Source organism: Maribacter sp. UH1, assembly GCF_056839145.1.
The window spans coordinates 3,221,090-3,235,736 of record NZ_CM166387.1 but is presented as its reverse complement, the minus strand read 5'-3'; the positions used below and the strand labels follow the sequence as shown (position 1 = coordinate 3,235,736).

Below are 14,647 nucleotides of genomic sequence, written 5' to 3'. Positions count from 1 at the left end.
CCCTTGCACAATTTGTACAAGGGCTTTTTCTATATTAAAAAGTTTCTGCTATGCAGTAGCTGTTTTCTCCAAAAGAGCTTTGTTAATTTGTTTCACCAAAGCAGGACCTTCATATACAAACCCCGTCCATAATTGAATTAAATCTGCCCCAGCTTCTAATTTCTCTATGGCATCTTCAGCAGAATTAATACCACCCACCCCAATTATTGGAAATGCTTTGTTACTCTTTTGAGCTAAAAATCGAATAACCTCTGTACTTCGATCTTTTAAAGGAGCACCACTAAGTCCGCCAGCTTCTTCAGTTATTAGCGCATGGGATTTCAAATTCTCCCTAGAAATAGTTGTATTGGTCGCAATAACCCCATCTATAGAAGTATCGCTTACTATATCAATAATATCTAACAATTGGCTATCAGTAAGGTCTGGTGCTATTTTCAACAAAATAGGTTTACGTATAGTTTCTTTACGTTCACTTTGCTTAGCATTTTCTAGTTGAAGTTCATTCAACAATGCCGTTAATGGCTCTTTATCCTGTAGCTCACGCAAACCCGGAGTGTTTGGCGAACTTACATTCACAACAAAGTAATCTACATGATCAAATAGTGCATCAAAACAAATGAGGTAATCTTTAATGGCTTCATTGTTAGGCGTCACTTTGTTCTTACCTATATTACCACCTATAAGTACTTTATGATTTTTCTTTAAATTCTCTACCGCTTCAAAGACGCCATGATTATTAAACCCCATTCGGTTAATGATAGCCTTATCTTCTTTTAAACGAAATAACCTCTTCTTAGGGTTCCCCTCCTGAGGCTTAGGTGTCAATGTACCTATCTCTACGAATCCAAACCCGAAATCAGAAAGTTCATTATACAAAACAGCATTTTTATCAAAACCGGCGGCCAAACCAACGGGGTTTTTAAATTTTAAACCAAAAAGCTCTCGTTCTAAACGTTTATCCTCAACAACGAACATAGATTTTATAAGTCCTGACAGGCCTATTTTAGAAAAAAACTTAATACTTGAAAAACTAATGTGATGAACTTTTTCTGGATCGAGAAGAAATAAAAGAGGTCTAATAAAAAGCCTGTACATGTATATATTTTATAAGCCGCAAAAGTACAAACTGTAAATGAAAAAGTTAAGCAATATTTTATCTGTTTTCATTAGGTATGCTATCTGTATAGACAGCAGGTACTACAATGTATGCTGACCGTGATGCATCTTTACATAAAGACAAGTATAATTCATACTGATTTGAATTGAACAAAGCTAACATTTTCTTATCCGTTATTTCTTGAACCCTAGCCATACTGTCCATTACATTTTTATATTTATCGGCCAGTTGACGAAGTTCAGTAACGTTACTTTGAGGATGCTTACTCTTAACTTCCGCTAAATTATTATTCAAGGTTTCATTTTGGAGCTTAACATCCGCACTAAAACTCTTTAATTTTGCTTTTTGCATATCATTCAACTGAAAGATATCTGATATAATAGAATCGCTAGTAACGCCAACCCCAAGAATACAATCTGCCTGTGCATTTACATTTGCAATGAACAAAAGAAAAGCCATCATTACCACATATCTAAATTTCATCATCATTGTATTTATAGAATATTACGCTTACTAAATTACAATATATAAGCTTATTTTTGATAAAACACATTTAGCATGCAGCATATTATAGACCGTTTCATTAGTTACATTACTATTGATACGCAAAGCGATTCATCATCAGAGACCACACCAAGCACTGAAAAGCAATGGAATTTAGCCAATAAACTAGTTGATGAGTTACGCGCTATAGGCATGACAGATGTTACTATAGATGACAATGCATATATCATGGCAACATTACCTTCTAATGTGGATCATGAAGTACCTACCATTGGTTTTATTTCTCATTTTGATACGTCACCAGATTTTTCAGGTACGAACGTAAATCCGCAGATTATTAGAAACTACGATGGTAAGGATATTATTCTGAACAAAGAGAAAGACATCATTTTATCTTCTTCCTATTTTGATGATTTACTACAGTATATTGGTCAGACCATCATTACTACAGATGGCACCACACTTTTGGGTGCAGATGATAAAGCTGGTATTACAGAAATTGTTACCGCCATGGAATATTTAATCAACAATCCTAAAATAAAGCACGGACCTATTAGAGTTGGGTTTACGCCAGATGAGGAGATTGGTCGTGGCGCACATAAATTTGATGTAGAAAAATTTGGTGCTGCTTGGGCATATACTATGGACGGAAGCCAAATTGGCGAGCTAGAATATGAAAACTTCAATGCTGCGGGAGCAAAAATCAAGGTAAAAGGTAAAAGTGTACACCCAGGTTATGCAAAAGGTAAAATGGTAAATGCCCTTTTAATCGCCAATAAGATTATCAGCGATTTACCAAAACATGAAGTGCCGGAAGAAACCACTGGTCGAGAAGGCTTTTTTCACGTGCATCATTTTGATGGAGAAATTGAAAATGCAACCGTAGAACTCATTATTAGAGATCATGATTTAAAGCATTTTAATAAACGAAAAGAGTTGGTTCAAGATATTGTTAAGAAGTATAATAATGAATATGATAATTGCATCGATCTAGAGTTAAATGATCAATATTTTAATATGAAAGAAAAGGTAGAACCTGTTTTTCATATTGTAGAAACCGCTAAAAAGGCTATGGAAGATATTGGCATAAAACCAATCATTAAACCCATTAGAGGCGGTACGGATGGTTCTCAATTAAGCTATATGGGCTTACCCTGCCCTAACATTTTTGCCGGTGGACATAACTTTCATGGAAAATACGAATATGTACCTGTGGAGAGCATGCAGAAAGCGGTAGAAGTAATTGTGCGCATTTGTGAATTGACGGCAAATCAATAACAAAATGGAAAAGCAAGAGAAAATAGCTTCATTTTATAATGAAGCACATCAATTTAAAAATGGTGTAACCCAATTAAGAGCCCTTGCTTTAGACTGCGGTATGACGGAAACCTACAAATGGAGTTTCCCTACCTACATGATCAATAATAAAAATGTCATCGCTATAAACAAATTCAAAAATCACTTTGGTATCTGGTTTTTTAACGGCGTCTTTTTAAGTGATCCTAAAAAGGTTTTAGAAAATGCACAAGAAGGCAAAACCATGGCAATGCGTCATTGGAAATTTACTTCACTTGAAGGCATTGATAAAAAAGACATTACATCTTATATAAATGAGGCTATAGCATACCAAAAGAAAGGTTTACAGGTAAAGGTTGAGAAAAAACCTAAAACTAAAATTGTAATTCCCGTTCATTTATCTATTGCATTAGAAAACAACGAAGACATTAAAACTGCTTTTAACAAATTAACCTATTCCAAACAAAAAGATTACGCCGAATATATAGCAACCGCTAAACAAGAAAAAACAAAACTATCTAGATTAGAAAAGATAATTCCATTAATATTAGCAGGTAGAGGACTACATGACCAATACAAGAAGTAAGCTATTATCTTAAAATTAAAAACAAAAAAACACCGATGTTTCCATCGGTGTTTTTTTATATGAATTCAGAAAAAGTTATTTCTTTTCTGGAGCGTTTAACTTAGCGCTCATTTCCATGGATATGGCAGATCTATCAAACTTTAACTTCCCTGCCATTGTTTCCAATACACAAGAAGTATCCTTATCATTTAAATCTACTACTTTTCCGTGCAGACCACTTTTGGTAATAACACGATCACCACGTTTTAATTCTGCTGAAAATTTCTTTTCATCCTTTTGTCTTTTCATTTGAGGTCTGATCATAAAAAAATATGCGACCACAAAAATCAAAATCATTGGAAGAAACTGCCCTATATCACCCATTTTTGGTATATCTGTAAGTTATAATTATTTAACAGGTCCTAATGGAGCTGCTCCTTTTGGGTTAACGAAAGCTTTGATTCTTAAAAGCTCAGAACCTTTTTCAGTGTTAGCCGTAACCGTAATAGTTTTAGTAACCTGGTTTTGACCAGCACCGTTGAAGTTTACTTTTAACTCACCTGTTTCACCTGGTGCAATTGGTTCCTTTGGAGGATTAGGAACTGTACAACCACAGCTACTTTTAGCATCGGTAATAATTAATGGAGCGTTACCTGTATTGGTAAACGTAAATACGGTCTCTTGTGGAGTACCTTGCTCAATTGTACCAAAATCATGTTCTGCTTTCTCAAAAGACATTACAGGTACTGCTTTAGCAGCCTCATCTCTTACCGCAGCTTCTGCTACATTATCAGTTTTAATTTTACTTGATGCGTTGTCTTTACAAGAAGTAAAAGCTACCATTGATACTAGACCAACGATTAGAACTATTTTTTTCATACTATTTAGATTTATCAATTAATTGTAAAATTATAAAATATTTTTATAATAGACCTCTTCCCATTTTGTTAAGCTTTCCTTCTGACTTGTATTCTTTAGTAAGCTTATCGAGAATTCCGTTTATAAAAATGCTACTTTTAGGAGTAGAATATTCCTTGGCAATTTCTAAATATTCATTTATAGTTACCCTTTCTGGAATAGAAGGAAAATGTAATAGTTCACAAATAGCCATTTTTAATAGAATACTATCAATACCTGCAATACGATCTTTATCCCAATTTGGTGTTTTACCTTCAATCTCTTTTTCTAACGCATCGTTCTTTAATAAGGTTCTTGTCAACAATTGCATTGCATATGTCATATCCTCATCATCTTTCAACAAGCTTGGTAAAAAGTAAGATTCGGGGTGCGTTAATTTTGCTTTCTTAAAATGCTTTAAAACAAAAGTGTTCACAATAGGTATATCGTCTACCCATGTTAATTTATCATCTTCAAAGTAGTCGTAGATTTTTTCGTTCGGTGCTATTATGTTCTTGAACAAGGTCATCACCAATTCTTTATCAGCAGCATAGTCACTTTCAGGTGTAGACATGTATTCTTGGTAGGCATCGCTCTCTAAAATCTCTTTGTAGATCAATTTTACATACTCCTCGTTCAAATACCAATTATCTAACTTTCTATGAGTAAGCTCTTCTTCTAAGGTCTTATTCTCAACAATTTGTAATAACAATCTGTTTTGAATAAACTTTTTAGGATTAGGAAATGCTGTCTTTTTATCGCTAATGTATTTATTGGCGGAAAGGGAAATTTGGTCTGCTGCTCTTTTTTGTAACTCAACAAAAAGACTTAACCATAAAAGGTACAGCGTATAGGTATTCTCTATACTTACCTTTAAAAACTTCTCTTGTTTCTGTAATGAATCGTCCTTAGACTGAATTAGAGCGTAAATACTCTGCATTACCTTTACCCTAATGTGCCTTCTTGTAAGCATTTGAAAGAACTTGTTTAATTATTAGTAAATAACCTAGGGGCAAGCCCTGGGAGCATTAAATCTCGATTATCGAGTTAATAAAGCCGCAAAGGTAAGTATCTATTTAAAGGGTCACAATAGCAATCGTATTTATCTTAGCTTATTTATAACATATCGTTTTAGGTCAAAAAACTATCTTTGCCCACATAAATTTACACTATTAGCTTTTCTACTACTTATGAAAGAACTTAAGCATCTAAATAAATACTTTAAAAAATACTGGCTTAAGCTTTTTTTCGGGATTATAATAACCATAGTTGCAAGGTTATTTCAATTGATTATGCCCTCTTACGTTAATAATTCTATTACTGTAGTTGAACAGTATATAAATGCGGAAATAGAAAAATCAACAGCGCAAGAATTGTTGATGGAGTATATACTTATTATAGTAGGAGCAGCAATATTATCTGGTTTCTTTACTTTTTTAATGCGCCAATTAATAATCAATATTTCAAGATATATAGAATACGATCTTAAAAATGAAATATTTGACCATTATCAAAAACTTAGTCTCAATTTCTACAAGAAAAATAGAACAGGAGATTTAATGAATAGAATAAGTGAAGATGTAAATGAGGTACGTATGTATGCCGGTCCTGCAATTATGTACGGCATGCAGACTTTAACATTATTTGCCTGCTTAATACCGTTGATGTTTATTAAAGCACCAACGTTGGCTGCCTATACACTATTACCATTACCTTTTTTATCGGTTTTAATATATCAAATAAGTAAGGTCATACATAAGAGAAGTACCATTGTACAACAATACTTATCTACACTTTCTACATTTACGCAAGAAATATTTTCAGGAGTTTCTGTCATTAAAGCCTATGCTTTAGAGCCACAGACCAACGATGATTTAGTAAAACTTGCTAATGAAGGCAAAGAGAAAAGTGTAAGCTTGGCAAAAGTTAATGCCTGGTTTTTTCCATTAATGATACTATTAATAGGTATTAGTAATATATTGGTTATTTATATTGGCGGAAAACAATATTTAGCCGGTGAAATTGAAGTTGGTTTAATTGCCGAGTTTATTTTATATGTAAATATGCTGACTTGGCCAGTTGCTATTGTAGGATGGCTTACTTCTATAGTACAAAGAGCTGCCGCAAGTCAACAACGTATTAATGAGTTCTTAAATCAGGAGTCAGAAATTAAGAACACACCCACTCACCAGCATAATGTAAAAGGTAAGATTGAATTTAAAGATGTTGATTTTACGTACCAAGACACCAACATCAACGCGCTTAAGCATTTATCTTTTACTATAAACGAGGGGGAAACAACAGCGATAATTGGTAAAACTGGATCAGGTAAATCAACTATTTTAGATTTAGTGGCACGATTATACGATACTACATCTGGCGAAATATTAATAGATGACGAACCAATAAAACATATAGATTTAACCAGTTTAAGAGAGTCTATTGGTGCCGTACCACAAGATGCCTTTCTATTTTCTGACAGCATTAAGAATAACATTAAGTTTGGAAAAGAAGATGCCACGGATCAAGAAATTATAGATATTGCCAAAGATGCCGTTGTTCATGAAAACATAATGGGTTTTTCTAAAAAATACGACACCGTTTTAGGAGAAAGAGGTATTACATTAAGTGGGGGACAAAAGCAACGTGTTTCTATTGCAAGAGCTTTAATCAAGAAACCACAAATTTATTTATTTGATGACTGTCTTTCTGCTGTGGATACCGAAACGGAGGAAGAAATATTGAATAATCTTAAAAAAGCCTCTCAGAATAAAACTACATTAATTGTAAGTCACAGAGTTTCTTCCGCTAAAAATGCAGATAAAATTCTTGTTTTAGATGACGGAAGACTAATTCAGCAAGGTACACATGATGAGTTAAATACGCGAGAAGGCTACTATAAAGACCTCTATCACAAACAGCTTTCAGAGAAAGAAAATTAGAAAATTGTTGTAGGATAGTGTTTTTTTTTCCATTTTTGATAGCATAACGACACTAAACATTAGAAATGAGCGAAAGAGATTTATCAGATCAGGAAGAAATTCACTCCAAAGTTTTACGCGCAGGTAGAAGAACGTACTTTTTCGATGTAAGAAGTACAAAAGCCGGGGACTATTATTTAACGATTACAGAAAGTAAGAAATTTACACATGACGATGGTTCTTTCCATTATAAGAAGCATAAAATTTATTTATACAAAGAAGACTTTGATGCCTTCAAAGAAAATGTTGAAGAAATGATGGATTTCATCATTAATGAAAAAGGATCCGAAGTAATTTCTGAAAGACACCAAAAAGATTTTAAGAAAGAAGAAGTTGCGACTGAAGCTGAAATACCTGTAGAGAATACAACTACAAGTACGTCTAGCTTTACAGATGTTAGTTTTGAAGATATCTAATATTTAAACTTTCTTTTACAAATTAACGGTCCTTTTTTAAGGGCCGTTTTTATTTTGTGAATAGTCAACTACCGCAAACCATACTTTACCAACATAACATTTACCAATGTCAACATACTCAGTATTACACATGCTAAGTACGCAGATAAACTAAATGATAGAATAGCAAAAAGCAAAGTCATATAAATAGGATAAGTTATAATTGCACAGGCAAATCTAAAGGTACCCATGAACTCATCTTCAGGTACTTTTGGTTTCAACCATGTCCTCCAAATAAGAACAACAGGAAAATTTAACACAGTAAATAAAAACTTGAATAAACTTCGCTTTGGTTGTCTAGGTATTGTGTCATTAGATAATCGCTGCTCTTTATAAGTGTATGATTCAATTTTTTCATTCGTTGACATAGGATTTAGAAAGTCTGCGTTCTCGGCGTTTAATCGATCTAAAATCATCTCATACTCTCCATCATTTGGAATATGAACGGTTAATTTCTTCAGTCGCTCAGAAACTTCCCGCTTCATATCAAAACTTGTTTTATTCAGGTCTTTTGAATTATAAAAACTCTTAGCTGAAATTGGGGCTCCATAATGTATCGCCACCTCATCAGGAAAATGAGCGGCATGCTTGTAATTTAATCCTACAGGTATTAGTTGAACATCTAAATCTGGGTATAATTCAAAAGTGCGTATCAAAATTCTTGTAAAGCCCTTGCTTAAAGTTCTAACTGATCGCTTAAGATTATGATTTGCCTCTGGGAATAAAAGTAGAGCTTCTCCCCTATTTAAAATTTCTGCACATGAATTAAATATAGCATCGTTATTAGAAAGTGTATCTCTACCATCGCGCATTCTATAAATAGGTAGCATTTGAAAATAAGAGAACATACGTTTTAAAAAATTGCCTTTAAAAACATCTGATCGCGTTAGAAAGTAAGGTTTTCTATTACAATCTGTTGCAATTAACAAAACATCTATAAGTGCACTTTGATGATTTGGTAAAAACATTACAGGCTTATCTTTAGGAATATTCTCCAACCCAGAAATGACAATTTTCTTATGATAACCGTACAGTCCGGTTTTTACAACAATTTTAACCAAAGAATACAATAATCCGCTCACGCTATAGTCTCTTTAGTAACTGGTTTTCTATTCCAAAAAGCAGCCAAAATTAATCCGGACACTATATGCCAAATTCCCCAAAATGCGGCAAGGAGCGCCATGCCCCCTAATCCATCAAAAAAGGTGAAGATTAAAAGTAAGCCTAAACCAGAATTCTGTATTCCGGTTTCAATAGTTATGGACCTAAGACTATCTACCGGTAATTTAAATAATCTACCAAGACTATATCCCGTAGAAAATGCAATTAGATTATGAATTAATACGATCCAAAAAACATAAAGTACATAATCCATAAAAATAACACGGTTATTAAATAGCGCTATAAATACCAAGCTAATAAAAAACACCAACGATACTATTTTTAGTTTCTTTGCTATTTTCAATGCCAATTTTGGTTTCTTATAATTTACGTACATACCTAAAATCAAAGGCAGCCCCAGTAATAAAAAAACCAGTTTAATCATCTCTAAAGGTGCTATTGAAATATCTTGAATTAAACCTGCACTAGGCTCATAGCGCATGGACCAGAAATGAAAATTTAAGGGTGTCATTACAACCGCTAACATAGTAGCAATAGCGGTAAGACTTACGGACAATGCCGTATTGGCTTTAGATAAGTATGATATAAAATTAGAAATGTTACCTCCAGGACAGGCCGCAACCATAAACATACCAAGGGCTATGCTTGGTAAAGGCTCAATTATAAGCACCAATAAAAAAGTCAAAGCCGGTAGTAAAATAAACTGACTAGTTAAACCCAACAACAACGCTTTGGGTTTTTGCCACAAAGGTTTAAAATCTGAAACTGAAATCTCTAAAGCTACGCCAAACATGACCAAACTTAAAACAAGGTTCATCATCCAAAGAGAACCCGAATCAAAATTAATATGAATGGTATCTAAAATATTATCAGTCAAATATCTAGGAGATTTTTAATCCGTTTGGCACTTTCATTTGCGGTTGAAGAAGCACGACGGAACTATTTTCTACAGCTCCCAATATAAGACATTCACTCATAAAATTGGCAATTTGCTTTTTAGGAAAATTAACAACAGCTGTTACTTGAAGTCCTACAAGGTCTTCTTTCTTATACTTTTCCGTTATTCGAGCAGATGTTTTTTTAACCCCTATTTCATCACCAAAATCTACATATAATTTATATGAGGGATTTCTAGCCTCCGGAAAATCCAGAACATCTATTATTGTACCCACTCTCATATCAATCTTACTGAAATCTTGCCAAGTAATAGTATCTTTCATTAGCTCAATTTAAGCTTTTCTATCATATCTTTAGGTACATTGCCCGCATACATTCCGTACGCATCTACCAAAAGACCCTTTTCACCAGTATTAGTTTCAATAACATATAAGATGGTATTGTCATCTGGGTTACTCATACCCTCAAAACGATAAAATTTCACAACCTCTAATTCGGTTGCAGTATGTATGTTTTTCTTGCTTTTATTTTCTACACCAGCATCACACAAGTTAAAATCTTCCTTGTAGCCCTCATCTTGCAATGCTTTAATTGCGTTAGATAAAGAAATATATGAATTTTCCATTTTTGAAATTTTTAAAGGTTTTTGAATATTATAAAGGAAAGACAAGCTTAATATAATCCTTAACTTAGTACCATAAATTATTAGTTGATATGGCAAGAACGGAAAGCAAAATGTTAGCATTGGGTACGGTAGCTCCAGAATTTAGTCTGTTAGATACTGTAAGTAAAAAAACCATGAATTTGCATGCTTTAAACGGTCATAGGGGAACAGTGATCATGTTTATCTGCAACCATTGCCCATTTGTAATTCATGTAAATCCGGAAATCACTAAAATGGCTATTGAATATCAGAAAAAAGGAATTCACTTTATAGCTATTTCTAGCAATGATGTTGAAAACTACCCAGAAGATGGTCCACATTATATGAGGATTAAGGCTAAAGCTGAAAATTATACTTTTCCATACCTTTATGACGAAGACCAATCTATTGCAAAAAAATACGATGCCGCCTGCACACCGGATTTTTTCCTTTTTGACGGAGAGTTAAAATTAGTTTACCGTGGTCAGTTAGATGATTCTAGACCAGGAAATGGTTTACCGTTAACCGGCAAAGACCTTAGAAATGCCATTGAAAATCTTTTAAAAGGTGAAGCAATAGACCCAAATCAAAAGCCTAGCATAGGTTGTAATATTAAATGGAAATCTAATAATCAATAAAATTCTCACCACAAATTATGGAGAATAATATTCAGTTTGAACAACTGAAACCAGCACTTTACGACACCTATATTGACATAGGCACGAAAGCCTATAATCAACATTACACACATTTATGGCCCAATGGCAATACCAAAACATATATAGAAAATAGCTTTACGAAAGAGGTTTTACTACAGGAAGAAAAAGATCAGGATACCATTTTATATGTAATTAAATTAGAATCCGCATATGTAGGTTTGTTAAAAATCACCTTACACAAAAAACTGCAAGAGTTTAGCAAAGCTGATGCTTTGTACCTTGACAAAATCTATATACTCAACGAATATTCAGGAAAAGGCATAGGTGCTAAAAGCTTGAAGTTCGTTGAAAAAATTGCCAAGAATAACGATAAAAAAGTAATCTTTTTAGAATCTATGCAAAAAGGAATGGCGCTACCATTTTATCAAAAGCATTCTTTTAAAATAGCAGCCATAACCCAAGTGCCATTCAACAATGTTATTGAAGACGAAAAACCTATGTACCTCCTAAAAAAAGTCTTATAAATTTCTTACCAACCTTTACGCTCAGCCAAGGTTTTAATATGTGCAAAATGATGGTTTCCATGCCATGCATATTTACCAATATTTTTTGCTACAGATACATTAACATTGCCCTCCGGATGAATATAACTTCTCTTTAAATCGTCTGGCGTTAGTCTTTCGCACATGTATACCAATTTAGCATGCAAAGCCGTTAAATAGGAAAGTGAAAGAGCTATGGGTGCTGTCTTGGCATCAATAAGTTCACTCCACAATTTTTCTTCGTAGACCTTAATGAGCGGTCTATTCTCTGTCAAAGCCCATTTAAAACGAGTATAACTATGGTGATGACTATCTGCTATATGATGAATTACTTGCCTTACCGTCCAACCACCCTCACGGTATGGAGTTTCTAATTGAGATTCAGAAAAATGACTGACCAAATTAACTAACCGTTGCGGTAATGTTTCCAACGCATTTATCCATTGCTTTATATGCTCATCAGAAATATTTTCGGGACACTCAAAATGACCAATCGGATATCGTAATTTTTCTAATTCTTCCATAAACTAAAAGTAGAAAATTTTAATAGACTTTTAACCCAAAAACTTTAGTCAAAGCTAATTAATCTACTAATTTTATAGGATATAAAATTAAATACACAAAAATATATCAATATGGCAACAATACGTTTGGGTGACAAAGCACCTAATTTCACAGCAGATAGCTCAATGGGGACCATCAACTTTTACGATTACTTAGGTGATAGTTGGGGAATTTTATTTTCTCACCCAGCAGATTTTACTCCGGTATGTACAACAGAATTAGGTACCGCAGCTAAATTCAAAGATGAGTTTGATAAGCGCAATGTAAAAATGATAGCATTAAGCGTGGATGGTGCGGCTTCACATGCTGAATGGATAAAGGATATCAACGAAGTGCAAAATACAGTGGTAAATTTTCCAATTATTGCAGATGAGGATAAAAAAGTCTCTGATTTATATGACATGATTCACCCAAATGCAGATAATAATCTTACAGTGCGTTCTGTATTTATTATTGCCCCAGACAAAACCGTGAAACTAACATTGACTTACCCAGCTTCTACCGGAAGAAACTTTTATGAGCTATTAAGAGTAGTAGATTCCTTACAACTTACAGCGAATCATAAAGTTGCAACACCAGCAAATTGGGAGCATGGCAAAGATGTAGTGGTGAGTCCGGCTATATCAACCAATGATGCAAAAGGCATTTTTTCAAAAGGAGTTACAGAGGTAAAACCGTATTTAAGAATGACTCCAGACCCAACTGCATAGTCTTAAAAACAAGTTCATTCTCAATACATTAGAATAAATTTGTTAACTATAAGATAACGTAGAAGATTTTAAGTTTTTAAACAAAAAAAAACTATCTTCGCTCTTTAATTAATATTTAATTTTTCTATTATGAGTAAAGGAACAGTAAAATTCTTCAATGATTCTAAAGGTTACGGATTTATCACTGAAGATGGTTCAAACGAAGATCATTTTGTACACATTTCTGGCTTAATCGATGAAGTTCGTGAAGGTGATGTTGTAGAATTTGAACTACAACAAGGTAAAAAAGGATTAAACGCCGTTAATGTGAAGGTAATTGACTAGGTAAAGATTTAACTTTTTTATAGTATAAAACCCGAACCAATTGGTTCGGGTTTTTTTTGTGCCTATATTTTTTTTAAAAAAAAATGTTCAACATAAACGCAACCTTTTATATAAATACATATCTATTGATTAAACAAGAACGGTTCCCCGACCTTAACCATGTATTTATGACCACATTTTTGACCGTATTTTTAGTTTTGATGGTAGTTAACGTTATTTTGCTTTTAGGCAGTTTCGTAACTCGTAAAAAGTAAACATCAAAAAAAACACCCATATCAAAATGATACAGGTGTTTATTATTATTTTAAAGCAGTTAGGTTTCTTAACCTACCTTCATTAATTCTACATCAAAGATCAGTGTAGCGTTTGGTGGTATCACGCCACCTGCACCTGCAGATCCATAAGCTAGATCAGAAGGGATTACAAAACGTGCTTTATCACCAACTTGTAGTAAAGAAATACCTTCATCCCAACCTGGAATAACTTGACCAATTCCTAATTGAAAATCTATAGGAGAGTTACGTTTGTAAGATGAATCGAATACTTGACCATTTAAAAGAGAACCTTCGTAGTGTACAGAAACTTTCTCACCTTTAACAGCTTTAGCACCGTCACCTTTCTGGATCATTTTATAACGAAGTCCTGATGGCGTAGTATCAAAACCTGCCGCTACTTTATCAAGTTCAGCTTCTTGCTGTGCTTTTTCTGCTGCCAATCTTGCCTCACCTGAAGCATTGAAATCCTCAAAAGCCTTTAATGCATCCCAATTTTGTGCTGCATCACCAACTCTAACAATTTCCATAGATTCAATAACGTCATCTTGCGCTATAGCATCCACAACTTCTTGACCAGCTTCTACATGACCAAAAACAGTATGCTTGTTATCTAACCATGGTGTAGGTACGTGAGTAATAAAAAATTGGCTTCCATTAGTTCCAGGACCGGCATTTGCCATAGAAAGAACACCAGGAGTATCATGCTTTAACTCTGGATGAAATTCATCATCGAATTTATAGCCAGCATCACCTGTTCCGGTACCTTGAGGGCAACCTCCTTGAACCATAAAATCTGGAATAACCCTATGAAATTTTAAACCATTATAATAAGGTTCACCTTTACCTTTAGCACTATTCTCTTTGTCACCCTCTGCAAGAGCTACAAAGTTACCTACAGTACCAGGAGTTTTATCGTGAGTTAATTTTACTAGTATTTCGCCTTTATTTGTATTGAACTTGGCGTAAATTCCGTCTTCCATTTTTATTTTTTTAGTATCTGGCAAAGGTAAAGAAATTTAACGATTTGAACATTTCATGATTTTCAAAAACACAAATTGATTCCGTTACTATTATAGTAGAAATAGTAGAAATAGTA

General features: G+C 33.8%; 19 protein-coding genes. 8 read left to right on the top strand and 11 right to left on the bottom strand.

All coding sequences use genetic code 11. The features are described 5' to 3' along the window. Nucleotides 1–48: 48 nt before the first annotated feature. Both UH1x_RS14095 and UH1x_RS14090 read right to left on the bottom strand, forming a co-directional pair. Nucleotides 49–1,095, bottom strand: a complete 1,047-nt coding sequence (locus UH1x_RS14095; RefSeq protein WP_482622410.1) for a quinone-dependent dihydroorotate dehydrogenase — start codon at nt 1,093–1,095, stop codon at nt 49–51. A gap of 58 nt (nt 1,096–1,153) precedes the next feature. After that, nucleotides 1,154–1,600 (bottom strand): hypothetical protein, encoded by a 447-nt coding sequence (locus UH1x_RS14090; RefSeq protein WP_482622409.1) that lies wholly within the window; start codon nt 1,598–1,600, stop codon nt 1,154–1,156. A gap of 75 nt (nt 1,601–1,675) precedes the next feature. Here UH1x_RS14090 and pepT point away from each other — a divergent pair, with 75 nt between their 5' ends. Both pepT and UH1x_RS14080 read left to right on the top strand, forming a co-directional pair. Further along, nucleotides 1,676–2,899: a peptidase T gene (pepT, locus tag UH1x_RS14085; RefSeq protein ID WP_482622408.1), complete on the top strand. Its 1,224-nt coding sequence runs from the start codon at nt 1,676–1,678 to the stop codon at nt 2,897–2,899. 4 nt (nt 2,900–2,903) lie between these two features. Further along, on the top strand, nt 2,904–3,503 hold the full coding sequence (locus UH1x_RS14080; protein WP_482622407.1) for a YdeI/OmpD-associated family protein: 600 nt from the start codon (nt 2,904–2,906) through the stop codon (nt 3,501–3,503). Nucleotides 3,504–3,578: 75 nt separating this feature from the next. Here UH1x_RS14080 and yajC read toward each other — a convergent pair whose 3' ends face one another. The 3 genes from yajC to nusB are packed head-to-tail and all read right to left on the bottom strand — an operon-like array spanning nt 3,579 to nt 5,352. After that, a complete protein-coding gene (yajC, locus tag UH1x_RS14075; RefSeq protein ID WP_036152840.1) occupies nt 3,579–3,866 on the bottom strand; it encodes a preprotein translocase subunit YajC in 288 nt (95 codons plus the stop codon). Nucleotides 3,867–3,890: 24 nt separating this feature from the next. Further along, complete coding sequence (locus UH1x_RS14070) at nt 3,891–4,361, bottom strand: DUF1573 domain-containing protein (protein WP_482622405.1); 471 nt, start codon at nt 4,359–4,361, stop codon at nt 3,891–3,893. Between the two features lie 43 nt (nt 4,362–4,404). Continuing rightward, complete coding sequence (gene nusB / locus UH1x_RS14065; protein WP_036152836.1) at nt 4,405–5,352, bottom strand: transcription antitermination factor NusB; 948 nt, start codon at nt 5,350–5,352, stop codon at nt 4,405–4,407. Between the two features lie 217 nt (nt 5,353–5,569). On the opposite strand from nusB, the gene UH1x_RS14060 reads away from it, so the two are divergent. Together UH1x_RS14060 and UH1x_RS14055 are read left to right on the top strand one after the other, a co-directional pair. Continuing rightward, nucleotides 5,570–7,321, top strand: coding sequence for an ABC transporter ATP-binding protein (locus tag UH1x_RS14060; protein ID WP_482622404.1), 1,752 nt, complete (start codon nt 5,570–5,572; stop codon nt 7,319–7,321). Nucleotides 7,322–7,386: 65 nt separating this feature from the next. After that, a complete protein-coding gene (locus tag UH1x_RS14055) occupies nt 7,387–7,776 on the top strand; it encodes a PUR family DNA/RNA-binding protein (RefSeq protein WP_482622403.1) in 390 nt (129 codons plus the stop codon). Between the two features lie 68 nt (nt 7,777–7,844). Here UH1x_RS14055 and UH1x_RS14050 read toward each other — a convergent pair whose 3' ends face one another. Genes UH1x_RS14050 through UH1x_RS14035 form a run of 4 tightly spaced genes read right to left on the bottom strand, consistent with a single transcriptional unit; the run spans nt 7,845 to nt 10,459 of the window. Then, nucleotides 7,845–8,897 carry a lysophospholipid acyltransferase family protein gene (locus UH1x_RS14050; RefSeq protein ID WP_482622401.1) on the bottom strand — a complete coding sequence of 351 codons (1,053 nt, stop codon included), beginning with the start codon at nt 8,895–8,897 and terminating at the stop codon, nt 7,845–7,847. Next, nucleotides 8,894–9,814 (bottom strand): bile acid:sodium symporter family protein, encoded by a 921-nt coding sequence (locus UH1x_RS14045; protein ID WP_482622400.1) that lies wholly within the window; start codon nt 9,812–9,814, stop codon nt 8,894–8,896. The genes UH1x_RS14050 and UH1x_RS14045 overlap by 4 nt, the downstream gene beginning before the upstream one ends. A gap of 4 nt (nt 9,815–9,818) precedes the next feature. Further along, the gene (locus tag UH1x_RS14040) at nt 9,819–10,157 is read right to left on the bottom strand and encodes a tRNA-binding protein (RefSeq protein WP_482622398.1); all 339 of its coding nucleotides are present in this window, start codon (nt 10,155–10,157) and stop codon (nt 9,819–9,821) included. Continuing rightward, entirely contained in the window at nt 10,157–10,459 is a 303-nt protein-coding gene (locus UH1x_RS14035) for a phosphoribosylpyrophosphate synthetase (protein ID WP_482622396.1), read from the bottom strand. The genes UH1x_RS14040 and UH1x_RS14035 overlap by 1 nt, the downstream gene beginning before the upstream one ends. Before the next feature lie 89 nt (nt 10,460–10,548). Between UH1x_RS14035 and UH1x_RS14030 the strand changes: the two genes are divergently transcribed. Both UH1x_RS14030 and UH1x_RS14025 read left to right on the top strand, forming a co-directional pair. After that, on the top strand, nt 10,549–11,115 hold the full coding sequence (locus UH1x_RS14030) for a thioredoxin family protein (RefSeq protein ID WP_482622395.1): 567 nt from the start codon (nt 10,549–10,551) through the stop codon (nt 11,113–11,115). Nucleotides 11,116–11,132: 17 nt separating this feature from the next. Continuing rightward, nucleotides 11,133–11,660, top strand: coding sequence for a GNAT family N-acetyltransferase (locus UH1x_RS14025; RefSeq protein WP_482622393.1), 528 nt, complete (start codon nt 11,133–11,135; stop codon nt 11,658–11,660). A 5-nt stretch (nt 11,661–11,665) separates the two neighbouring features. On the opposite strand, the gene UH1x_RS14020 is transcribed toward UH1x_RS14025, so the two are convergent. Next, a complete protein-coding gene (locus UH1x_RS14020) occupies nt 11,666–12,202 on the bottom strand; it encodes a YfiT family bacillithiol transferase (protein WP_482622391.1) in 537 nt (178 codons plus the stop codon). 111 nt (nt 12,203–12,313) lie between these two features. Between UH1x_RS14020 and UH1x_RS14015 the strand changes: the two genes are divergently transcribed. Both UH1x_RS14015 and UH1x_RS14010 read left to right on the top strand, forming a co-directional pair. Then, nucleotides 12,314–12,952 carry a peroxiredoxin gene (locus UH1x_RS14015; protein WP_482622389.1) on the top strand — a complete coding sequence of 213 codons (639 nt, stop codon included), beginning with the start codon at nt 12,314–12,316 and terminating at the stop codon, nt 12,950–12,952. Nucleotides 12,953–13,081: 129 nt separating this feature from the next. Then, the gene (locus tag UH1x_RS14010; protein WP_027064347.1) at nt 13,082–13,276 is read left to right on the top strand and encodes a cold-shock protein; all 195 of its coding nucleotides are present in this window, start codon (nt 13,082–13,084) and stop codon (nt 13,274–13,276) included. A gap of 322 nt (nt 13,277–13,598) precedes the next feature. Here UH1x_RS14010 and UH1x_RS14005 read toward each other — a convergent pair whose 3' ends face one another. Next, complete coding sequence (locus tag UH1x_RS14005; protein WP_482622387.1) at nt 13,599–14,531, bottom strand: peptidylprolyl isomerase; 933 nt, start codon at nt 14,529–14,531, stop codon at nt 13,599–13,601. Nucleotides 14,532–14,647 lie beyond the last annotated feature (116 nt).